Below are 20,989 nucleotides of genomic sequence, written 5' to 3'. Positions count from 1 at the left end.
TTTCTGATGTGCGGATCACGGGTGACGCACACCCGACAGGACCAGCGCCCCGAGGGCGAAGAAGACGAGGATCACCGCCATGCCGGCCGCCTGGCTGCCGGTCGCCGCCGTCACCAGAGCTACGGACAGGGGGGCAAGGAAACTCGTCACCTTGCCGGACAGGGCAAAGAGGCCGAAGAAGGCCCCTGCCCGCTCCGGCGGGCTCAGATGCACCAGCAGGCTGCGGGCCGAGGCCTGCAGCGGGCCGGCCATGGCCCCGATGATCGCCCCCAGCACCAGGAACATCAGATCCGGGGCGGAGGAAAACAGCGTGCCGGGGCTGGCCGGCGTGACCTCCACGACGAACAGGATCGTGTCGCGGTCGACCGAGACGATGCCGAGACCGCAGAGGAACAGGCCGCCCAGCGCCCCGAGGATCACCGGTCTGGCGCCGATCCGGTCGTCCAGCCAGCCGCCGATCAGCGCCCCGGCCGTGCCGGTGATGGTGAGCAGGATGCCGAAGGTGCCGATCTGGATCGTCGTCCAGCCGAGAACGCCGGCGGCATAGATGCCGCCAAAGGCAAACAGCGCAACGAGACCATCGGCAAAGATCATGTTGGCGAGCAGCAACCGCACCACCCCGGGCGCACGGCGAGCCTCCGCGAGGGCGGCGACCAGACGCGCGCGGCCCTGGCGGATCGCCGCCCCATAGGCCAGGCGCCGGGGCACGTCCGGCGTGAACAGGAACAGGGGCAGCACGAAGACGACGAACCAGAGCGCCGACAGCGGCCCGGCGGCGCGGTCACCCTCGCGGGTCGCGGGATCGAGCCCGAACAGCGGCTCGAAGCCCAGAAGGGTGCGGCCGGTGTCAGGACTGGCCGCGAGGAAGCCGAGCGTCAGCACCAGGCTGGCCAGCCCGCCGGCATAGCCCATGGCCCAGCCGGCGCCGGAGAGGCGGCCGAGCCGGCTGCGCGGCACCAGATCCCCCATCATGGCGTTGTTGAACAGGGAGGCGAACTCGATGGCGACAGTGCCAAGGGCGAAGGCGGTGAGCGCAATCGCCACCGACCACGGATCGCCCGGCGCGGTGAACCACAGGGCGAGGCAGGCGAGGAGATAGGGGACGGCAAAGCCGGCAATCCAGGGCTTGCGTGCGCCGGTCGCATCGGCGACGGCACCGAGCAGAGGGGCCAGCAGCGCCGTCACCAGTCCCGCGGCCGCCGTCGCATAGCCCCAGAGTTCCTGTCCCTCGGCCGGCGTCGCCGCGAGGCTCGCCGCAAAGAAGGGCGCGAAGACGAAGGTCGTGACCAGCGTGAAGAAGGGCTGGGCGGCACAGTCGAACAGCACCCAGCCGAACAGCCCGCGCCTTGTCGTTTGCTGATGATCGGGCAAGGCGCGTTCCTCCTGATGTGCCGTCGGGCCAGACCGGCCCAAGGTGCTCGCAAAACAGGAGGCTGCGCAAGACGGTCCCGGTCGGGCCGGCGGCATTTTCAGCGGACGGCCCCGCCCTGAACGGGCGGGGCAATCCTGTCGTCCCGATCAGCGGGCGATCTCGGCAAGCAGGCTGGCGGCAACGGAGAACTTGGAGACGCTGATCGCGCCTTCGAGGATCTCGCCAACGGCCCGGGTGGTGCGGGTGACGTCCGCCTCGTGCGTGCCGAGCCAGTTGCCGAAGCCGCCGGCCCGGACCGCCGCAGCCGTCAGGTCGCGGTGGGCATTGGCCAGCGTCGCCCGGGCCCGGTCGAGGGCCAGACCGTCGTAATAGTCGGAAATCGACAGGTCACGGGCGAGCGCGTCCATCGAACCGATGCGGAAGTGCTGGGCAACCTCGAAGAAGGTGCGGGCGACGGCCTCGAGCGGCGCGCCGACCTCGCCGGCCGCCAGCACGATGTCCGGGATGGTCGCCTCGACCGGCAGGAAGGCAATGCGCCGCGCCAGATCGGCCGGGACACCCCGGTCGGCGAAGCCCGCCGCCCGGCCGAGCAGGAACTCGGCCTGCGCCGGCGTCACGGCCTCCGCCAGGCGCTGGCCGAGCGTGGCGATGCCGTCGGAGAAGCGGTCGACCACGGCGGCAATGCCATCGCGGAAGGAGACATGGCGCTTGAACCAGAGCACCTGCTCGAGGAACAGGTCCTGCACCTCGGCATAAAGCTCGAGCTGCAGCGTGCCGTCGATCCGGGCATCCAGCGCGTCGATCGCCTCGTTGAGGGCGGTCAGGCCGAAGGAATTGCGCACGGCGACGAAGCAGCGGGCAATGTCGGCCTCGCTGGCCCCGGTCTGGTCGGCAATGCGGGTCACGAAGGTCGGGCCGCCGCGGTTGACCATGGAGTTGGCCAGCATCGTGGCAATGATCTCGCGGCGCAGCCGGTGACCGCGGATCTCCTCGGCAAAGCCGGCTTCCATTCGGTCCGGGAAGTAGCGGAACAGCTCCAGCGACAGGTAGTCGTCATCCGGCACGTCGCTTTCGAGGAGCGCGTCGTAGAGCGTGATCTTGGCATAGGCGAGCAGCACGCCGATCTCGGCGCGGGTCAGGCCGAGCCCGGCCTTTTCCAGCTCGGCGATGGCGGCGTCGTCGGGCAGGAACTCGACCTGACGGTCCAGGAGGCCTGCCTGTTCCAGCTGCCGCATCATGCGGACCTGATAGCCGAAGTCCTCGATGCCACGCCGCTCGGTCATGGAGATGGCGAGCGACTGCAGGTAGTTGTTGCGCAGCACGAGATGCGCGACCTCGTCGGTCATCTCGGCCAGGATCACGTTGCGCGCCGGGATGTCGAGCTTGCCCGCCTGCACCGCCGCGCCGAAGGCGATCTTGATGTTCACCTCCATGTCGGAGGAGTTCACGCCGGCAGAGTTGTCGATGGCGTCGGAGTTGGAGCGGCCGCCCTTGCGCCCGAACTCGATGCGGGCGCGCTGGGTCATGCCGAGATTGGCGCCCTCGCCGATCACCTTCGCGCGGACATCCCTGGCCGTGACGCGGATCGCGTCATTGGCGCGGTCGCCCGCATCCGCATCCGTCTCGCTGGAGGCGCGGATGTAGGTGCCGATGCCGCCGAACCACATCAGGTCCACATCGAGCTTCAGGATCGCGGTCATCACCTCCTGCGGCGTCGCCTTGGCCTTGGCAAGGCCGAGCAGCGCCTGAACCTCGTCGCTGAGCGGGATCGACTTGAGCTGGCGCGAGAACACGCCGCCGCCCTTCGAGATCAGCCCGGCATTGTAGTCGGCCCAGGACGAGCGGCCGAGACCGAACAGCCGCTGCCGCTCGGCGAAGCTGACGGCCGCATCCGGCGTCGGGTCAAGGAAGATGTCGCGGTGATCGAAGGCCGCCACCAGCCGGATCTCCTTCGACAGCAGCATGCCGTTGCCGAAGACGTCGCCCGACATGTCGCCAACGCCGGCAACGGTGAAGGGCTCGCTCTGGATGTCGCGGTTCATCTCGCGGAAGTGACGCTTCACCGCTTCCCAGGCGCCGCGCGCGGTGATGCCCATCTTCTTGTGGTCATAGCCGGCAGAGCCGCCCGAAGCGAAGGCATCGCCGAGCCAGAAGCTGCGGCTCGTGGAAATGCCGTTGGCGGTGTCGGAGAAGGTCGCCGTGCCCTTGTCCGCGGCAACGACGAGATAGGGATCGTCCTCGTCATGCCGCACGACCTCGGCCGGCGGCAGGATGCGGTCCCCCTTCAGGTTGTCGGTCACGTCGAGCAGCGAGCCGACGAAGATCTTGTAGGCCTCGGTGCCCTCGGCAAAGACCGCCTCGCGGTCACCGCCGACCGGCAGGCGCTTGGGCACGAAACCACCCTTCGAGCCGACCGGCACGATCACCGCGTTCTTGACCTGCTGCGCCTTCACCAGACCCAGCACCTCGGTGCGGAAGTCCTGCGGACGGTCGGACCAGCGCAGACCGCCGCGCGCCACCTTGCCGAAGCGCAGGTGAATGCCCTCGACGCGCGGGCTGTAGACCGAAATCTCGCGGAACGGCCGCGGCTGCGGCATGTCCTCGATGGCGCGGGAGTTGATCTTGAAGGCAAAGGTCGACTTCGGCCGGCCATCGGCCCCAAGCTGGAAGAAGTTGGTGCGCAGGATCGCGGCAATCACGTTCTGGAACCGGCGCAGGATGCGGTCGTCGTCGAGACTGACCACGGCATCAAAGGCCGTGCCCAGCTCGTCCTCGAGCCGGGCCGTCTTCAGCGTGCGGTCGTTGTCGGACAGGGCCGGATCGAAGCGGATGTGGAACAGCTCGACCAGCGCGGCCGCAATGGCCGGATAGTTGTTGAGCGTGGTCCACATGTAGTCTTCGGAGTAGCGGATGCCGACCTGGCGCAGGTACTTCGACAGCGCCCGGAGCATGGCGATGTCGCGCCAGGCGAGGTTCGCCGACAGGACCAGCGCATTGTAGCCGTCGTTCTCGGCCTGCCCGAGCCAGACCGCCATGAACAGCGCCTCAAGCCTGTCCTTGAGGTTGGGCGTCAGGTCGATGTCGCCGCCGCGGCTCGCCTCGAGCGTCATCTCGTGCAGATAGGACAGGGGCATGTCCGTCGGCGTGATGCGGTAGGTGCGCTCGTTGATGACGCGGAAGCCCATGTTTTCCAGCAGCGGCACGCGTGCCGACAGCGGGATCGGAGCCCCGAGATTGTAGACCTTCAGCGACAGCCGGTCGGACTGGCTCGCCGACGAGCGGCCGAAGGTGATCGTGGTCTTGCGCTCCTCGGAGAGCGTCTCGATCTTGACCACATCGGCCAGCGCCATCTCGGCCGAATAGACTTCCTTGTAGCCGCCGTGGAAGGCGAGCGAGTAACGCTCCGACAGGCGATGCGCGGTTTCCGGATCGAACCGTTCCTTGAAGGCATCGCGCAGGCCGTCCGGCCAGGTGCGGACGATCGAGGAGACCGCCTGTTCCAGATCCTCCTGGGCCACGACCGGGGTCTTGCCCTTGTCACGGCCGATGATGAAGTGGACGCGGGCCAGCGGCCCCTCCGGATAGGTCACGTACCAGGCCGACAGGCGGCCATCGAAGACGGAGGCGAAATACGTGCCGATGTTGAGCCGCACCTCGGTGGTGTAGCGGTCACGCGGGACGTAGCAGAGAATGGAGACGTAGCGGTCGAACTTCTCGGCCCGGGCAAGCACGCGGATGCGCGGCCGCTCGTCGAGCTGCAGGATCGACATGGCGAAGTCGTAGAGCGTTTCCTGGTCGATCTGGAACAGCTCGTCGCGCGGGAAGGTCTCCATCACGTTGGTGAGGGCGCGGCCGGAGTGGCTGTCGGGATCGAACCCCCCCTTGGCCAGGACGCTGGCGACCTTGCGGCGCAGGAACGGGATCTTGCTGGTCGGCTCGTTGTAGGCGGTGGAGGCGAAGAGGCCGACGATGCGCAGCTCGCCGATCATCGTGCCGGTATCGTCGAACAGCTTGGTGCCGACATAATCCATGTAGACACGGCGATGCACGCGGCTCTTCACGTTGGCCTTGGCGATGATCAGCGGATCGGGTCGCTTGAGGAACTCGCGGATTTCCGGCGTGATCTGGACGAACTCGCTGCCGCGCCGCAGGACGCGGACCTCCGGATCGGCGAGCGTGCCGAGGCCGGTGCCGTCCATCGGCGTCAGCTCGCCGTCCTCGACGCTGCCGTTGAAGGTGTATTCCCGCATGCCGAGGAAGATGAAGTTGTCATTGGCCATCCACTCGAGGAAGTGAATCGCCTCCCACAGCTCGTCGCGGCCGTTCACGACCGCGGTCTTGTAGGTGTTGATCGCCGTGGCGAGACGCTTGCGCATCGGCTTCCAGTCGCCGACGGCCGCGCGAACGTCGTCCATGATCCGGCTGAGACGCTCGGCCAGCGCCTTGCGGGCTTCCTCCGAGCCGATGCGGCTGACGTGGATGTGGATCAGGCTTTCCTGGCTGTCCTCGCGCGCGCTGGCCTTCTTGCGGCCGGCGACGGACAGCAGCTTGCCGTCGGCGTCGCGCTCGACCGAGTAGATCGGGTGCAGCACAAGATGCACCTCGAGGCGGCTGTCCTGCAGTTCGGCCATCACCGAATCGACCAGGAACGGCATGTTGTCGTTGACAAGCTCGACGACGGTCACCTCGCCCGCCATGGCGCCCGCGGCGCGGAAGGACGGGTTTGCAACGGTCACCCGGTGCGTGCCGGGGGTATGGACCGCGAAGTCCTCGAAGGCCGCGCGGGCAAAGCCGGCCAGCTCGTCAGCGGAATAGGCGACAAGATCCTCGGCCGCACCGCGCAGGTAGAGTTCCTCGGCGAAGTCTGCGAGGCCCGGATGACCGCTCGCGAGGGCCTGACGCACCTCCGCAACAAGTTCGGCTTTCCGGTGTTCCCTGGCTTGCGGCATCTTTTCCTCCTCGCCCGCGACTCAGTGGCGTGCATGCTAGTTTAGAGAACCAGCCTAAAAAATGACGATATCGGGGAGGGATTACAAAATGTCGAACGCACCGGTGATTGCCCTGAACCTGCCAGGAGCCGGCGAATTCAGCGAAACGACGCAGCGGTATTTCACAAAATGTCAGGAAAAGCTCGGCCTTGTTCCGAATGTTTTGATTGCCTACGGGTTTGACGACACGAAGTTGCGCGCCTTCACCGACATGTACAACGACTTGATGCTTGGGGCCTCGGCGCTGAGCAAGCTGGAGCGGGAGATGATCGCGGTGGTCGTGTCGTCCGTGAACCGCTGTTACTACTGCCTGACGGCCCACGGGGCTGCCGTGCGCGACCTCTCCGGCGACCCGCAGCTCGGCGAGATGCTGGTGATGAACTATCGGGCTGCCCCCCTCTCGCCGCGCCAGAAGGCCATGCTCGACTTCGCCCACAAGCTGACCGAGCGCCCGGCCGAGATCGAGGAGCAGGACCGCCAGGCGCTGCGCGAGGCCGGGTTCGGCGACCGCGACATCTGGGACATCGCCTCCGTCGCCGCCTTCTTCAACATGTCGAACCGGGTTGCGGCTGCCACCGACATGCGGCCGAATGATGAGTATCACTCAATGGCCCGTTGAGATCCTGCCCCGCCCGCAGGCCGCCGCACGCCGTGACAGCCCCGGCGATTGCGTGTAAAACCCGCCACATTGCCCCGGGATCCGGCCGCCTGCCGCGCCGGACCCTGCGGGGCGGAACGACAGGTGCGGGAAAGGGACAGGCCCATGGTGGCGCGGGTATTCATTGATGGCGAGGCTGGAACGACGGGTCTGCAGATCCGCGAGCGCCTTGCCGAACGCCGCGACATCGAGCTGCTGTCCATCGCCCCCGAGCGCCGCAAGGACCTTGGCGCCCGCGCCGAGCTGCTGAATGCCGCCGATGTGGCGATCCTCTGCCTGCCCGACGAGGCGGCAAAGGAAAGCGTGGCGCTGATCACCAACGACACCACCGCCGTCATCGACGCCTCGACCGCCTTCCGCGTGGCCGAGGGCTGGACCTATGGCTTTGCCGAAATGGACAAGGCGCAGTCCGCGGCCATCGCGGCCTCCAGGCGCGTGTCCAACCCGGGCTGCTGGCCGCAGGGCGTGATCGCGGCACTTCGGCCGCTGATCGCCGGCGGGCTTGTTCCGGCCGACTTCCCCGTCGCCGTCAACGGCATCTCCGGCTATTCGGGCGGTGGCAAGTCGATGATCGAGGACTACGAGGCAAAGGGCGATGCGGCCAACGTGTTCCTGCCCTATGGCCTTGCCTTCAACCACAAGCACCTGCCGGAAATGCAGCGCTACACGGGCCTTGCGGCGGCGCCGCTGTTCGTGCCCTCGGTCGGCAACTATTACAAGGGCATGATCACCAGCGTGCCGCTGAACCTGGCCCGCCTGCCGAAGGTGCCGTCCGGCGCGGAGATCCACGCCGCCATCGCCGACCACTTTGCGGCCCAGACCGACGGGTTCGTCGAGGTGGCACCGCTGTCGCCGCTCGACCGGGCATCCGAGCTGAACCCGCAGGCGCTGAACGGCACCAATGCGATGCGGCTCTATGTCTTCGCCAATGATGCGCGCGCCCAGGCCGCGATCATTGCCGTCTACGACAACCTCGGCAAGGGCGCCTCGGGCGCGGCCGTGCAGAACCTCAACATCCTGCTGGGCGTCGCCCCGGCAACCAGCCTCGCCGCCTGACCTCGGCGGGGCCACAAGAACAAAAGACCAGAGACCTTGGAGTAACCGCCTTGCAGAAGTTCACCACGCTCACGGGTGTCGCGGCGCCGCTGCCGATCATCAACATCGACACCGACATGATCATCCCGAAGCAGTATCTGAAGACGATCAAGCGCACGGGCCTCGGCACCGCGCTGTTCTCGGAGATGCGCTACAACGAGGATGGCTCGGACAACCCGGACTTCGTGCTGAACAAGCCGGCCTACAAGGGGGCCTCGATCCTCGTCGCCGGCGACAACTTCGGCTGCGGCTCCTCGCGCGAGCATGCCCCGTGGGCACTGCTCGACTTCGGCATCCGCTGCGTGATCTCCACGTCCTTCGCCGACATCTTCTACAACAACTGCTTCAAGAACGGCATCCTGCCGGTGGTGGTCAGCAAGGAGGAGCTGGACAAGCTCTTGGACGACGCCTCGCGCGGCGCCAACTCGACCCTGACCGTTGACCTGGAAACCCAGGAAATCAAGGGCCCGGACGGCGGCGTGATCCGCTTCGAGATCGACCCGTTCCGCAAGCACTGCCTGATGAACGGCCTCGACGACATCGGCCTGACCATGGAGAAGGCCGCCTCGATCGACAGCTTCGAGGCCAAGGCCAGCCAGTCGCGCCCCTGGGCCTGACCCCCGGCGGCCCCGGCCGCACGGGATGCCGACGAAACGCAGAACCCCGGTGCCACCGCACCGGGGTTCCGTCATTTCGGGGGGCATCCTGCAGGACGGGGCACCCTGGCACCCCGCCGGGGCTCAGTAGTCGCCGAGCTTGATGTCCGGGGAATAGTCGCCCGGGACTTCCTTGGTGACCGCCTGGCCGCAGATGGTGAGGCCGCGGGTCGCGTCATAGGTCAGCTGCGGCGCGCCGGCGAGTTCCCAGCCCTTGTTGAGGGCCTGGGTGACCCGGTGGCAGAACTGGCTGTCATCGGGGCCGGTGATGAAGCGGTAGAGTTTCATGGTCTGCGGTTCCTCATGAGGCGTCGGGGCCGGCTGGACCACTTTCGGCGACGAAGGGCCGCCCAAAATGGTCCATCTCCCTGTTTTCACGCAATTCCGGACGCAAAACCGGTATCCGCTCTTGCTGGAACTGCTCTAGCCGCGCGCGGCGATCGCCTCGGCAATCGCCAGCACGCGCCGGCCCATGTCGGCATGTAACCGCTCCACCATCTTCCCGTCGATCTGGATTGCACCCTTGTCCGCGTTTTCCGGCAGGGCAAAGGCGTCGTTGATGCGCCGGGCCCAGGCAATCTCGGTCTCCGAGGGGCTGAAGGCGGCATGGCAGGCGTCCACCTGCTTCGGATGGACCAGCGTCTTGCCGTCCATGCCCATCTCGGCACCCTGCGCGCATTCGGCGGCAAAGCCCTCCAGATCGTTGAAGTCGTTGTAGACGCCGTCGAGAATGTCGATGCCGCCGGTGCGGGCGGCAGCAACGCAGGTCATCAGCCACGGCAGCATCACGCTGCGGCCCTTGACGAGGCGGGCTCGGGTTTCCTTGGCCAGATCGTTGGTGCCCATGACGAAGCAGGACAGGCGCAGGTTGGGATCACGGCCGGCCGAGGCGATGGCGGCTGCATCCAGCATGGCCTGCGGCGTCTCCATCATCGCCCAGAGCTTCAGCCGCGCGGGCGCATTGGCCAGCGCCAGACGGTGCGCGACCCGCTCGAGATCGGCAAGGCCGTTGACCTTCGGGACCAGGATCGCGTCGGGCCCGGCGGCGACGGCAGCGGCAATGTCGGCCTCGCCCCAGGGGGTGTCGAGGCCGTTGACCCGGATGACGACCTCGCGGGGGCCGTAGCCGCCGGCGGTCACCGCCTCGACGATCTGCTGCCGGGCGACGTCCTTGGCATCGGGGGCGACGGCATCCTCCAGATCGAGGATCAGGCAGTCGACATCCAGCGTGCGGGCCTTCTCAAGCGCGCGGGCGTTGGAGCCGGGCATGTAGAGGGCGGAGCGGCGCGGGCGGAAGGTCTGGCTCATCACGGGATCCTTGCAGGCATTGGGTGCAGTGCGGCAAGGCTAGTGGCCACCGCCCCGTTTTTCCACTCGTCTTTAGGATCAGGCGGGCTTGCGCAGGATCATGTCCTTCGCCGCAACCACCGCGCCGATGGTGATCAGCAGGCAGGCCAGCGCGACAGTGACCGTGAAGGCCCCGAAGCCGAAGGCGATCAGCAGCAGGGTGGACAGGAGCGGCGCCGAATAGGCAGCTGCCCCCAGCACCTGGATGTCGCCCTGCTTCACCCCGACATCCCAGGTGAAGAAGGCAAGGCCGACGGGAAAGAGGCCGAGGGCGATGACGCTGCCCCACTGGATCGCGCCGGACGGCCAGACGGTCTCCTCCAGCGCCAGATGGCAGGCGAGCGACAGCCCTGCGGTCATCAGGCAGAAACCGGCGACCGCACCGGTCGGCACCGCGCCCAGACGCCGCGAGATCACGGAATAGATTGACCAGAACAGGGCCGAGGCGACAGCGGCGCCATAGCCAAGTGCATAGGCGGGATCGAAGGACACCGATCCTCCGCGCGTGACAAGCAGCGCCGCGCCGGCAAGGCCGAGGACCGCACCGATGACGTGGTGCAGCTTCAGCCGTTCGCCGGGCAGCAGCGCGGAGAACACCACGATCAGCAGCGGCCAGGTGTAGTTGATCAGATTGGCATCGACCGGCGGCGCGTTGCGGATAGCGGTGAAATAGAAGAAGTGGAAGCCGAACAGGCCGAAGGTGCCGAAGGCCCAGACGCGCAGCGGCTGCGCCAGCACGGACAGCTCGCCCCGGAGGGCCAGAAAGGCCAGCGCCAGCCCCCCGGACAGACCAAAGCAGAGCGCATTGAGCAGGAACGGCGGCACCGCACCCGACCCGGCCCCGAAGACCCCGAGGGTTGCCCACATCAGGATCGCGGTCATGCCGACAAGCGTGGCGCGGGTTCGGGTGCGGGGAGCGGCGGACATCTGGCCAGTCATGGGCGGGTGATCCGGAGAGACAGGTCGCCGGCCGGCGGTGGGCGCGGCCGACCGGGAAGGCGGGAAAGGTGCGGCTTTCTTTCTGCCGGAATGGCCGGAGCCCGGCAAGCCCGTTGCGGACGGCCGGGCATGATCCCGATACGGGTCAAGGCGCAGCCGCAACCGGTCGCTTTGCCGCGCAAGGAGGTGCTTGTCGATGCGCGCTTTTCGGGACATGGTGCGTCCCGTGTACCGGTCTGACTGCTTCGCGGAGATCCAATTGAGCAAGCTCGACATCAAGGCGCTCGGCCCTGACGATGCCCTTCACCTCGCCCCGCTGATCGCTGAAAATGCGCAGGCCCTCAAGCGCGGCGCGCCGCGCCGTCCCGACCAGTTCTATGCGGAAAAGATCCTGGGCGACCGCAGCGCCGAAGTGATCGGCGCCTTCGAGGATGGCGAGCTGGTCGGCTTTGCCGTGTTCTTCGACCTGCCGGAACTGATCACCGGCCTGCGCGCCGGCCAGATGGACCACATCTACGTCCGCCCGCAGTCGCGCCAGAAGGGCATCGCCCGCAAGATGATCGAGACGCTGGTGACCGAAGGCCAGAGCCGCGGCTGGCTGCAGCTGCGCTGGATCGTGCCGGGCAAGAACACCCCTGCCCTCGCGCTCTATGACCGGATCGCGGAACCGGACGACCACAAGAGCTACATCATCCGGATCGACCGCGTCGCGGGCTGATCCGGGGCCGGAGAGCCAGGGTCTCTCCGGGGGGTACCGGATTGAAACATCAAGGCCTAGACTCTCCGGTCCCGGCCCGGCGTTACGCCTGGCCGGGATGACTTCGGCGAGGTCGCGCCTGTCAGCAGTCCGGGGTGGCCTTCGCGGCCACCTGGTGTCTGGCTGTGCCATCCTCGCTCAGCATCTTTACCTAGCGTAAAGAATTGTTAATGATTCCTTGTCACGATTCGATCCATCCCGGATCGAATGGTCCGGGCATCCGCGTGCCGGACCAGAAGGCCCGGCCGGCATTGGCCAGGAGGCCACCATGGCAACAGGTCTCGATCGAGTGTTGTCGTCGCAGGGCATTGCCCCGGCAAACGAGTACAGCGAACAGAATCGCCGCGACCGCGAACATCCGGGCGGCGGACAGGGCGGCCCCGGCCACGGCCACGGGCAGCCCGCCCCCGGCTTCAAGGTCGAGGCGGACGAACCGGCGGTCGTTCTCGACACCCACCACCCCGAAACGCACGAGCTGGACGGCGTTGCCGCCTACAAGGCGACGGCGGAAGCAGCCCTCGGCCAGGCCATCACCCGCGGCGCACTGGTGACGGCGCGCGTGACGGCAGACCGCCGGCCGGCGGAGGTGGTGCGCCACGCCTATGAGGACCATGGCGGCCGGATCGAGACCCACGCGGTCAATCTGGCGACCTGAGAGAGCGGCGGGGACAGACCACGCCAGACCGGGCCAGACCGGGCCAGACTGGGCCAGACCGGGCCGGTGCGGGCCCGGCCATCGGCCGTGGCCGGCCGGTCGAGAGAGACGCGCCGGTCAGGCGAGGCCGGCAATCGCCTCGGCAAAGTCACGCGCCGAGAACGGTTCAAGATCGTCGATGCCTTCGCCGACGCCGATGAAATGCACCGGCAGTCCATGCTTGGCGGCGATGGCGACGAGGATGCCGCCGCGCGCGGTGCCGTCGAGCTTGGTCATGACCAGACCGGTGACGCCGGCGACCTTGCCGAAGATCTCCACCTGGTTCATGGCATTCTGGCCGGTCGTGGCATCGAGGGTCAGGAGCACGTCATGCGGCGCGGTCGGATCGACCTTGCGGATGACGCGGATGACCTTTTCCAGCTCCGCCATCAGCTCGGCCTTGTTCTGCAGCCGGCCAGCGGTGTCGATCAGCAGCACGTCGACGTTCTTGTCCCTGGCCGCCTGCATGGCATCAAAGGCAAGCCCGGCCGCATCCGCTCCGGCATCGCGGGCAACGACATCCGCGCCCGTGCGGCTGCCCCAGATCTTGAGCTGTTCGACAGCGGCGGCGCGGAAGGTGTCGCCGGCGGCCAGCATCACCGTCTTGCCATCGGCGGCGAGGCGCGAGGCGAGCTTGCCGATGGTGGTGGTCTTGCCGGTGCCGTTGACGCCGACCATCAGCACCACATGCGGCCGGATGCCCCGGTTGAGATCCAGAGGCCTTGCCACCGGCGCCAGAACCTTCTCGACCTCTTCGGCCAGAACGGCGCGGACTTCCTCCGGCGAGATTTCCTTGTCAAAGCGCCCGGACCCCAGCCGCTCGGTGATCGAGCTGGCGGTGTCGAGCCCGAGATCTGCCTGCAGCAGGATGTCTTCCAGCTCGTCCAGCATCGACTGGTCGAGCTTGCGCTTGGTGAAGATCGAGGAAATGCCCTCGGTCAGCGCCGACGACGACCGGGCCAGACCCCGGCGCAGGCGCTGGAACCAGGTGAGCTTTTCCGCCGGCTGAGGTGTCTCGGGGACCGGGGCCGGAGCGCGCGCTGCAACGGGGGCCGCGACCGGCTCCCGGGCGGGCGCAGCGGCGGGGACCTCCGGTTCGGCCGTGACCGGCTCGGCCGTGGTCTCCCCGGCCGGGACGGCAGCGTCGGGCTGCGGCTCCGGGAGGGTCTCCAGCCCGGCGGGCACGGCGTCGGCGATGCGCTCGGGCTGCGCCTCATCCGCGTCCTTGCCACCGAACAGGCGGCCGAAAAACCCGCGCTTCTTCTCGCTCATCGTGTCACGTCCTGCGTAAGGGTGTCGGGTCCCGGGGCCGTCAGGTCTCAGGCAGCCCGGGAGACGAGCGCGCCGAGAAGATGGCGGCCGGTGTGTCCGGTGATCCGGGTCTGGAGGATCTGGCCGGCTTCGCCGCCTTCCACCTCGACCTGGGTGAATTGTTCAGTCCGGCCAAGGCCTTCGCGCTCCATCAGGATCGGCCGCAAGCGGCCGACCTCGGAGCCCAGATGCGCCGCCAGAACGGCTTCGCCCTTCGCGCGCAGGCGCGCGGCGCGCTCCTTGATCACGGCCTTGCCGAGCTGCGGCATGCGCGCGGCCGGCGTGCCCGGGCGCGGGGAGAAGGGGAAGACGTGCAGATGCGTCAGGCCGCAGTCATCGACGATCGCCAGCGTGTTGGCGAACATCTCTTCCGTCTCGGTCGGGAAGCCGGCGATGATGTCGGCGCCGAAGACCACATCCGGGCGCATGGCGCGGACCTCTTCGCAGAAGCGGATGCTGTCGGCGCGCAGGTGCCGCCGCTTCATGCGCTTCAGGATCATGTCGTCGCCGGCCTGCAGCGACAGATGGAAATGCGGCATCAGGCGCTCGTCCTCGGCAATGACCCGCATCAGCTCAGGATCGGCCTCGATGGAATCGATGGAGGACAGGCGCAGGCGCTTCAGCTCCGGCACCAGCTTGAGGATCTTGGCGACCAGCGTGCCGAGCTTCGGCGTGCCCGGCAGGTCCGCGCCATAGGAGGTGATGTCGACGCCGGTGATGACGATCTCGTTGTAGCCATTCTCCACCAGCCGGCGGACCTGATCGACAACAACGCCCATCGGCACCGAGCGGGAATTGCCGCGGCCGAAGGGGATGATGCAGAAGGTGCAGCGGTGGTCGCAGCCGTTCTGCACCTGGACGAAGGCGCGGGCGCGGCCCTCCAGCCCGTCGATGAGATGGCTGGCGGTCTCGCGCACGCTCATGATGTCGTTGACGCGGACCTTCTCGCTCTCCTCAAGCCCGAACTGGGCAATGCGGCCATAGGAGGCGCGCTCCAGCTTTTCCGAGTTGCCGAGGACGAGATCGACCTCCGGCATTTCGGAGAATTTCGAGGTCTCGGTCTGGGCGGCGCAGCCCGTGACGATGATCCTGGCATTCGGATTGTCGCGGCGGGCCTTGCGCACGGCCTGACGCGCCTGGCGCACGGCTTCCGACGTGACGGCACAGGTGTTGATCAGGATCGCGTCGGTGAGGCCGGCGGCCTCCGCCTCGCGCTTCATCACTTCCGACTCGTAGGAATTGAGCCGGCAACCGAAGGTCACAACGTCGATGCTCACTGGGCAACCTCCAGCGAGGCTGCCTGCAGGTCCGCGTCACCCGGCCCGGTCCTGACGAAGGTGAGGCTGTCAAAATCGACCTCGCCCTCGAACTCGACTTCGGTGGCGCCGGTCATCAGGACGTGGTCGTCGCTCTCGCGCCAGGTGATCGCGATGGGACCACCGGGCAGATGGATAACCGAGCTGCGCCCGGCGCGGCCATCGCGCGCGGCAGCCACGGCCACGGCGCAGGCGGCGGTGCCGCAGGCGCGCGTCAGGCCGGCCCCACGCTCCCAGACCCGCACGCGGATCTGGTTCGGGGCAAAGACATGGGCGAGCGAGATGTTCGCGGCCTCCGGGAAGATCGGATGGTGTTCGAGCAGCGGCCCGATCTTGCCGAGATCATAGGCATCGACATCCTTGACCCAGAAGATCGCATGCGGATTGCCCATGCTGACGGCAGCCGGCGTGTGCAGGATCGGCGCGTCGATGGGGCCGATCTGCAGCTCGATCGCGCGGGTATCGGCAAACTCTTCCGCCAGCGGGATCTCGTTCCAGGCAAAGCGCGGCTTGCCCATGTCGACGGTGACGCTGAGCGGCGCTTCGGCCTTGCGGGCGATCAGCAGGCCGGCGCGGGTCTCGATGGACACGGCGTCCTTCTCCGTCTCCTCGATCAGCAGACGGCCGATGCAGCGGGTGGCGTTGCCGCAGGCCGACACCTCGCTGCCATCGCAGTTGTGGATGCGCATGAAGACGTCCGCACCGGACGGCGAGCGCTCGACCGTGATCATCTGGTCGAAGCCGATGCCGGTCTCGCGGTTGCCGAGCGCAGCGATGACGTCCGGCGTCAGGGCAAGTTTCTCCGTGCGGGCGTCCCACACGACGAAGTCATTGCCGAGGCCATTCATCTTCAAAAACGATCTGCGCATGTCGGATCCGCGGAGGGCTGAGGAAAAATCGGGGGCAGCCGGCTGCCCGCATCCGGACTATATGGCGGAAATGCTGCCAAAATACCAGCAGTCACCCTGACACATGGTTTCAGCCCGCGCCGGTGCCCGTCGGCATCACAGCCGGCGGGCGTTGAAGGTGTCGCAGCTGCCCATGTCGCCGGAGCGGAAGCCCTCGCGGAACCAGCGCGCGCGCTGTGCCGAGGTGCCATGGTTGAAGCTTTCCGGCACCACATAGCCCTGGGCCTCGCGCTGCAGCGTGTCGTCGCCGATGCGGGAGGCGGCATTCAACGCCTCTTCGACATCGCCGTCCTCGACAAAGCCCTGCTGCCGGGCGGCGTGATGGGCCCAGACGCCGGCCAGACAGTCGGCCTGCAGTTCCACGCGCACGGACAGGGCATTGGCGTCCGCCTCGCTGAGGGACCGGCGGACGCGCTGGTATTCGGGCAGGATGCCGAGCACGTTCTGCACGTGGTGACCCACCTCATGCGCCAGCACATAGGCCTGGGCAAAATCGCCCGGTGCGCCAAGCTCGCGGGACAGCTGGCGATAGAATGACAGGTCGATGTAGATCTGCTGGTCAGCGCCACAATAGAACGGCCCGGTGGCGGAACTTGCCTGACCACAGGCGGACGGGACGTAGTCGGTGAAGAGCACGAGCCTGGGCTCGGGATAGTCGCGGCCCTCCGCCTGCATCAGCTGCGTCCAGGTGTTTTCGGTATCGGCAAGGACCACGGAGACGAAGCGGGCCAGCTCGTCCTCCCCGGCGGGACGTTCGGCGGTGGTCTGGTGCTGGCCGGCCGGAGGCGAGCCGCCCTCCTCCAGCGCGCCGAGCAGCTCCAGCGGGCTGATGCCGGTCACCCAGGACAGGAGCAGGATGGCGACCACACCGCCGATGCCGAGGCTGCCGCCTGCCCGCACACCCGCACGGGGCACCCGCGACCCGCCACCGCCGCGACGGTCATCGACGTTGCTGCTTTCCTCACGACCCTTCCAGCGCATGCCCCGGCCCCCTCGAACATCCGGGCGGACCGACCGCCCTCCCCGCGTCCTGTGTGCGGGTCCGGCGCCGGACCCAGCGGCCAGTCTACCCGGTTTCTACAGGATCTCCATCACCGCACCGGGCCTCAGTCGCGCCAGCAGGCGCCGCATGTGGTCAGGGCGGATGGCGACACAGCCGAGCGTCGGACGCCAGTCCTCGCGCGCGATGTGGAAGAAGATGGCGCTGCCGCGTCCGCGCACCGCCGGACGCAGGTTGCAGTCGAGCACGACGACGATGTCGTAGAGCCGGTCCTGCCGCCACATCTCCTCGTGGCTGGCGGCAAAGGGCAGCGTGACCGGCCGGTTGTAGCGCGGATGGGCCGGGTCGTCGCACCAGCCGTCAGCCGGACGCAGCGCGGAGACGGGCAGCGCGGTCACCGGCCGCCGGCCGCGATCGGCGCGGAAATAGACGTCCAGCACCTCGAAGCGCCCCGCCGGCGTGGCGCCGTCGCCCTCGCGCTTGCGCCGGGTGATGCCACCGCGCCCGAGCGCACACGGCAGGAGGAAGGACCCGAAGCTCAGGAGGCCGCGGCTGCGGGTGCCAGGTCTTGCCCGCACCACCAGCCGGGACACTCCGCCACGCCAGGGACCACGTCGCGCCACTGTCATGCCTCACCCCCGGATAACCGCCGCGTGATGCAGAATTGACAGGCGTGCGGTCGAATCGTGATCATTTTCTCTCGCGCAGCATTGCGTAAGCCTGCAATGTGCCGCAACCCGGCCTATATGACCGGAGCGGAAAAGATCTGGCGAGGACAAGGACATGACTGCCCGCACGCTGCTGATCGTCGATGACGACAAGGACCTGCGCGAAGCCCTGGTGGAACAGCTCTCGCTCTATGACGAGTTCGCGACCCTGCAGGCCGACAGCGCCACGGCCGGGATTGCCAAGGCCAAGTCCGAGCATGTCGACCTGCTGCTGATGGACGTCGGCCTGCCTGACCTCGACGGGCGCGAGGCCGTGAAGCTGTTGCGCAAGGCCGGGTTCAAGTCACCGGTGATCATGCTGACGGGCCACGACACCGACAGCGACACGATCCTGGGACTGGAGGCCGGGGCGAACGACTACGTGACCAAGCCGTTCAAGTTCGCGGTGCTGCTGGCCCGTGTCCGGGCGCATCTGCGCCAGCACGAGCAGAGCGAGGATGCGGTCTTCGCCATCGGCCGCTATTCGTTCCGTCCCGCCGCCAAGCTGATGCTCGACGAGCGCGGCGCCAAGGTGCGGCTGACGGAAAAGGAGACCTCGATCCTGAAGTACCTGTACCGCGCGGGCGAGAAGCCGGTGACGCGGGACGTGCTGCTGCACGAGGTCTGGGGCTACAACTCCGGTGTCACGACCCACACGCTGGAGACGCACATTTACCGCCTGCGGCAAAAAATCGAGCGCGACCCGTCCAATGCCGAGCTGCTTGTGACAGAAGCCGGTGGATACAAGCTTGTGCCGTGAGGGGTTTGGAGCTTAACACTTGAGGCATGAGCCTCGTCCAGGACATCGCGATTCTGCGCCAGATCCCCATGTTGTCGGATTTCTCCGACGACCAGCTGCGGCTGCTTGCCTTCAGCGCCGAGGGAATGGACCTGATCTCCGGCTCCTTCATCTTCGATGAGGGCGAACGGGCCGACAGCGGCATCGTCATCGCCAAGGGCAATGTCAGCCTGCAGGTGCGCGGTCCGCACGGGTTCAAGGAGGTCGACAGTGTCGGCGCAGGCGTGCTGCTCGGCGAGACTGCCCTGCTCGTCGACACGCGCCGCCCGGCCCGGGCGGTCTGCATCGGCCCGGTGCGCGTCATCCGCATCCGCCGCGCCCTGTTCAAGCGCATGATCCAGGAGTTCCCCGAGCTGGCCCGTCGCCTGTTCGAGGTGCATGCCGCCCGCTACCAGGCAACGGTCTCCGCCCTCGCGCCGATCGGCGACAAGCTTGCCGAACTGAGCGACATCGCCAATGCCGCCGCCCTGCGCGGCAGCAAGGACGAGTAGACCCGAGACGTCCCGGCCTGCCGCAAGCCCCTGACGCGACCGGAGCGCCGACCGCTGCCGGCGCCCCGCACGCAGGTGCAGGCCGAAGGACCGCTCCCGCCCGTGCCAGTCTCCTGCCCTAGGCCCCCCTGCCCCAGGGCCCCTGCCCTAGTAGACCGACTGCATCTGCGCGATCGGCAGGATGCCGATGCGTGCCGTGCCGCCGGCGAGGGAGAGCGTGGCGTCGATGGCCGGCCGGCCATCCTTCTCGCCCGGCTTGCCAAAGCTGACCAGCGCGCCCTGCAGGGCTTCCGGGAACGGACTGCCGACCGGGAACAGCGGCGCGAGCACCTGCCGGATCTGGCCCGGCTCGATTGCCGTCAGCGGCAGCTCGCCGGTGAGGAACCCGTCGCTGGGCAGCTTGAGGAGCCCGGACGTGGACAGCCCGGACGTGCCCGAGGTGAGGCTCAGGCTGTCGATGGTGACGGCCGGAACGCCCTGCGTGCTGGCAAAGAGATCGAGCGGAACGGTGCCGCCCAGCAGCGGCGCGGCGCCCGCCACCTCGCCGACGAAGGCCCCGTCAGTGCCCGGATGGTCGGGATCACCGGTCTTCAGGCCGGCAAAGGACAGGGCGAGATCGAGATTGGCCGGCCGCTCCGGATCGGCGCGCAGGTGCAGCTCGGCCTTCTTCATGACCACCTCGCCCTGCGTCGGGTTTTCGGAGGAGAAGAAGCGGGGCTCCTGCAGCACGGCGTCAAGCCGCGTCACGCCGGCAGTGGAGTAGCGCAGGCTCGCCCGGAAGGAGGTCCAGCTGGCCTCCTGGATCGGACTGTCCGGGCGGAAGGCCGCCATCGGGCTGTCCGCCTCGACGATCAGGTGCATCGGATTGTAGACGAGCGCAACGGCCCTGAGGTCGGACACCGAAAAGAAGCCGCCGAGCGGATCCCGGAAGGCGAAGTCCTTGCACGACACCTCGAAGCGGAAGGGAAAGCCGCCGATCTTGCGCTCCAGGCAGGCCACCTCGACCCCGTTGGCCATGGCGACGTCCATCATCCGGGTGATCTCGCCATCGAGGTAGCTGCGGCCGCCGAACCAGGCCGCCGACCAGCCACCGATGACGACGGCCACGGCGGTGGCAAGAAGGACATACTTCCGGGGGGGACGCTTGGAGGCCGGGGCACCGGCACTGGACTGATCGCTCGTCATCGACTTCCTCTTCCTGGTCTGCCGCACGCCGGGCCGGGCTCGCCCGGTGACGCCCACCCGGGCCCGGTGCGCCGATCCCGGGCATCACGCCGGGATCATGGCCCCACGACTGCACTGCCCCGGACCCGTTGCCGTCGCCGTCGCCGCCGGGGCGCGGCCGGTCCTGAGCCGGCGGGCATTGCAAGTTGGCGGCCCCGTTGCTATTGCCCGGTATCCGCGTGCAGCAGAGCTTCGTCACCGATATGGGCGATTTGTGGGTGTTTGGCTACGGCTCCCTGATGTGGAAGCCGGGTTTCGATTATGCCGAGAAGCGTCAGGCGCTCCTGCGCGGCGCCCATCGCGCGCTTTGCGTCTATTCCTGGGTCCATCGCGGCACGCAGGAACGACCCGGGCTGGTGTTCGGGCTGGACCGGGGCGGCGCCTGCCGGGGCATGGCCTTTCGCGTCCCGGCAGCACAGGCCGAGAGCACGATCGCCTATCTGCGCGAGCGCGAGCAGGTGACGATGGTCTATCTGGAGGCCCACCGGCGCATCGCCTTTGCCGATGGCACGACGGCGACGGCCGTGACCTACGTGGTCGACCGCTCCCACCCGCAATATGCCGGACTGCTGCCGCTGGACCGGCAACTGGATCTGGTGCGCGGCGCGGTCGGCCAGTCGGGCGCAAACCCGGAGTATGTGCTGAACACCGCCGCGCATCTGGACGAACTCGGCATCCACGACCAGCGGGTAAGCTGGCTGGCGGGGCAGCTGAAGGGCTGAGGCCC

Annotated in this window: 19 protein-coding genes; 8 read left to right on the top strand and 11 right to left on the bottom strand. The window is 67.8% G+C overall.

Features of this window, described 5'->3' with window-relative positions:
• Window positions 1-15: 15 nt before the first annotated feature.
• A complete protein-coding gene (locus GWI72_RS18390) occupies window positions 16-1,371 on the bottom strand; it encodes an MFS transporter (RefSeq protein ID WP_244314410.1) in 1,356 nt (451 codons plus the stop codon).
• A 147-nt stretch (window positions 1,372-1,518) separates the two neighbouring features.
• On the bottom strand, window positions 1,519-6,321 hold the full coding sequence (locus GWI72_RS18385) for an NAD-glutamate dehydrogenase (RefSeq protein ID WP_161709576.1): 4,803 nt from the start codon (window positions 6,319-6,321) through the stop codon (window positions 1,519-1,521).
• A gap of 88 nt (window positions 6,322-6,409) precedes the next feature.
• Here GWI72_RS18385 and GWI72_RS18380 point away from each other — a divergent pair, with 88 nt between their 5' ends.
• The 3 genes from GWI72_RS18380 to leuD all read left to right on the top strand — a co-directional run bounded on the left by GWI72_RS18380 (window position 6,410) and on the right by leuD (window position 8,730).
• On the top strand, window positions 6,410-6,979 hold the full coding sequence (locus GWI72_RS18380; RefSeq protein WP_161709575.1) for a peroxidase-related enzyme: 570 nt from the start codon (window positions 6,410-6,412) through the stop codon (window positions 6,977-6,979).
• A gap of 144 nt (window positions 6,980-7,123) precedes the next feature.
• A complete protein-coding gene (gene argC / locus GWI72_RS18375) occupies window positions 7,124-8,074 on the top strand; it encodes an N-acetyl-gamma-glutamyl-phosphate reductase (RefSeq protein ID WP_161677519.1) in 951 nt (316 codons plus the stop codon).
• Window positions 8,075-8,124: 50 nt separating this feature from the next.
• A complete protein-coding gene (gene leuD, locus GWI72_RS18370; protein WP_161709574.1) occupies window positions 8,125-8,730 on the top strand; it encodes a 3-isopropylmalate dehydratase small subunit in 606 nt (201 codons plus the stop codon).
• Window positions 8,731-8,853: 123 nt separating this feature from the next.
• On the opposite strand, the gene GWI72_RS18365 is transcribed toward leuD, so the two are convergent.
• The 3 genes from GWI72_RS18365 to yddG form a co-directional block, all read right to left on the bottom strand.
• A complete protein-coding gene (locus tag GWI72_RS18365; protein ID WP_106754526.1) occupies window positions 8,854-9,057 on the bottom strand; it encodes a DUF1737 domain-containing protein in 204 nt (67 codons plus the stop codon).
• Window positions 9,058-9,192: 135 nt separating this feature from the next.
• Window positions 9,193-10,077, bottom strand: coding sequence for an HpcH/HpaI aldolase/citrate lyase family protein (locus tag GWI72_RS18360; protein WP_161677521.1), 885 nt, complete (start codon window positions 10,075-10,077; stop codon window positions 9,193-9,195).
• Between the two features lie 78 nt (window positions 10,078-10,155).
• Window positions 10,156-11,055: an aromatic amino acid exporter YddG gene (gene yddG / locus GWI72_RS18355; RefSeq protein ID WP_244314409.1), complete on the bottom strand. Its 900-nt coding sequence runs from the start codon at window positions 11,053-11,055 to the stop codon at window positions 10,156-10,158.
• A gap of 214 nt (window positions 11,056-11,269) precedes the next feature.
• Here yddG and GWI72_RS18350 point away from each other — a divergent pair, with 214 nt between their 5' ends.
• Window positions 11,270-11,773: a GNAT family N-acetyltransferase gene (locus GWI72_RS18350; RefSeq protein ID WP_208995964.1), complete on the top strand. Its 504-nt coding sequence runs from the start codon at window positions 11,270-11,272 to the stop codon at window positions 11,771-11,773.
• 307 nt (window positions 11,774-12,080) lie between these two features.
• Window positions 12,081-12,467: a hypothetical protein gene (locus tag GWI72_RS18345; protein ID WP_161677523.1), complete on the top strand. Its 387-nt coding sequence runs from the start codon at window positions 12,081-12,083 to the stop codon at window positions 12,465-12,467.
• Between the two features lie 117 nt (window positions 12,468-12,584).
• Here GWI72_RS18345 and ftsY read toward each other — a convergent pair whose 3' ends face one another.
• The 5 genes from ftsY to GWI72_RS18320 all read right to left on the bottom strand — a co-directional run bounded on the left by ftsY (window position 12,585) and on the right by GWI72_RS18320 (window position 17,670).
• The gene (gene ftsY / locus GWI72_RS18340) at window positions 12,585-13,778 is read right to left on the bottom strand and encodes a signal recognition particle-docking protein FtsY (protein WP_161709573.1); all 1,194 of its coding nucleotides are present in this window, start codon (window positions 13,776-13,778) and stop codon (window positions 12,585-12,587) included.
• Window positions 13,779-13,825: 47 nt separating this feature from the next.
• Window positions 13,826-15,094, bottom strand: a complete 1,269-nt coding sequence (gene mtaB / locus GWI72_RS20240) for a tRNA (N(6)-L-threonylcarbamoyladenosine(37)-C(2))-methylthiotransferase MtaB (protein ID WP_161677525.1) — start codon at window positions 15,092-15,094, stop codon at window positions 13,826-13,828.
• The gene (gene dapF, locus GWI72_RS20235; protein WP_161709572.1) at window positions 15,091-16,002 is read right to left on the bottom strand and encodes a diaminopimelate epimerase; all 912 of its coding nucleotides are present in this window, start codon (window positions 16,000-16,002) and stop codon (window positions 15,091-15,093) included. Before dapF ends, mtaB begins: the two co-directional genes overlap by 4 nt.
• A 135-nt stretch (window positions 16,003-16,137) precedes the next feature.
• Window positions 16,138-17,022, bottom strand: coding sequence for a KPN_02809 family neutral zinc metallopeptidase (gene ypfJ, locus GWI72_RS18325; protein ID WP_161677527.1), 885 nt, complete (start codon window positions 17,020-17,022; stop codon window positions 16,138-16,140).
• A 96-nt stretch (window positions 17,023-17,118) separates the two neighbouring features.
• Window positions 17,119-17,670 carry a L,D-transpeptidase family protein gene (locus tag GWI72_RS18320; protein WP_161709571.1) on the bottom strand — a complete coding sequence of 184 codons (552 nt, stop codon included), beginning with the start codon at window positions 17,668-17,670 and terminating at the stop codon, window positions 17,119-17,121.
• 154 nt (window positions 17,671-17,824) lie between these two features.
• On the opposite strand from GWI72_RS18320, the gene GWI72_RS18315 reads away from it, so the two are divergent.
• Window positions 17,825-18,508 carry a response regulator transcription factor gene (locus GWI72_RS18315; protein WP_161677529.1) on the top strand — a complete coding sequence of 228 codons (684 nt, stop codon included), beginning with the start codon at window positions 17,825-17,827 and terminating at the stop codon, window positions 18,506-18,508.
• A 26-nt stretch (window positions 18,509-18,534) separates the two neighbouring features.
• Window positions 18,535-19,038, top strand: coding sequence for a Crp/Fnr family transcriptional regulator (locus tag GWI72_RS18310; RefSeq protein WP_161677530.1), 504 nt, complete (start codon window positions 18,535-18,537; stop codon window positions 19,036-19,038).
• 147 nt (window positions 19,039-19,185) lie between these two features.
• Here GWI72_RS18310 and GWI72_RS18305 read toward each other — a convergent pair whose 3' ends face one another.
• Complete coding sequence (locus GWI72_RS18305; protein WP_161709570.1) at window positions 19,186-20,223, bottom strand: DUF2125 domain-containing protein; 1,038 nt, start codon at window positions 20,221-20,223, stop codon at window positions 19,186-19,188.
• A 242-nt stretch (window positions 20,224-20,465) separates the two neighbouring features.
• On the opposite strand from GWI72_RS18305, the gene GWI72_RS18300 reads away from it, so the two are divergent.
• A complete protein-coding gene (locus GWI72_RS18300) occupies window positions 20,466-20,984 on the top strand; it encodes a gamma-glutamylcyclotransferase (protein ID WP_161677766.1) in 519 nt (172 codons plus the stop codon).
• Window positions 20,985-20,989: the final 5 nt, after the last annotated feature.

Source organism: Pannonibacter sp. XCT-53 (assembly GCF_009915765.1).
Lineage (GTDB): Bacteria > Pseudomonadota > Alphaproteobacteria > Rhizobiales > Stappiaceae > Pannonibacter > Pannonibacter tanglangensis.
This window is presented reverse-complemented; position numbering and strand designations above follow the sequence as displayed.

Coding starts and splice junctions, on each gene's coding strand:
- GWI72_RS18360 (WP_161677521.1), bottom strand. CDS start 10,077: ATGAGCCAGACCTTCCGCCCGCGCCGCTCCGCCCTCTACATGCCCGGC.
- GWI72_RS18385 (WP_161709576.1), bottom strand. CDS start 6,321: ATGCCGCAAGCCAGGGAACACCGGAAAGCCGAACTTGTTGCGGAGGTG.
- GWI72_RS18380 (WP_161709575.1), top strand. CDS start 6,410: ATGTCGAACGCACCGGTGATTGCCCTGAACCTGCCAGGAGCCGGCGAA.
- ypfJ (WP_161677527.1), bottom strand. CDS start 17,022: ATGCGCTGGAAGGGTCGTGAGGAAAGCAGCAACGTCGATGACCGTCGC.
- dapF (WP_161709572.1), bottom strand. CDS start 16,002: ATGCGCAGATCGTTTTTGAAGATGAATGGCCTCGGCAATGACTTCGTC.
- yddG (WP_244314409.1), bottom strand. CDS start 11,055: ATGACTGGCCAGATGTCCGCCGCTCCCCGCACCCGAACCCGCGCCACG.
- GWI72_RS18310 (WP_161677530.1), top strand. CDS start 18,535: ATGAGCCTCGTCCAGGACATCGCGATTCTGCGCCAGATCCCCATGTTG.
- GWI72_RS18365 (WP_106754526.1), bottom strand. CDS start 9,057: ATGAAACTCTACCGCTTCATCACCGGCCCCGATGACAGCCAGTTCTGC.
- GWI72_RS18315 (WP_161677529.1), top strand. CDS start 17,825: ATGACTGCCCGCACGCTGCTGATCGTCGATGACGACAAGGACCTGCGC.
- ftsY (WP_161709573.1), bottom strand. CDS start 13,778: ATGAGCGAGAAGAAGCGCGGGTTTTTCGGCCGCCTGTTCGGTGGCAAG.
- GWI72_RS18350 (WP_208995964.1), top strand. CDS start 11,270: ATGGTGCGTCCCGTGTACCGGTCTGACTGCTTCGCGGAGATCCAATTG.
- GWI72_RS18320 (WP_161709571.1), bottom strand. CDS start 17,670: ATGACAGTGGCGCGACGTGGTCCCTGGCGTGGCGGAGTGTCCCGGCTG.
- GWI72_RS18345 (WP_161677523.1), top strand. CDS start 12,081: ATGGCAACAGGTCTCGATCGAGTGTTGTCGTCGCAGGGCATTGCCCCG.
- GWI72_RS18305 (WP_161709570.1), bottom strand. CDS start 20,223: ATGACGAGCGATCAGTCCAGTGCCGGTGCCCCGGCCTCCAAGCGTCCC.
- GWI72_RS18300 (WP_161677766.1), top strand. CDS start 20,466: ATGGGCGATTTGTGGGTGTTTGGCTACGGCTCCCTGATGTGGAAGCCG.
- argC (WP_161677519.1), top strand. CDS start 7,124: ATGGTGGCGCGGGTATTCATTGATGGCGAGGCTGGAACGACGGGTCTG.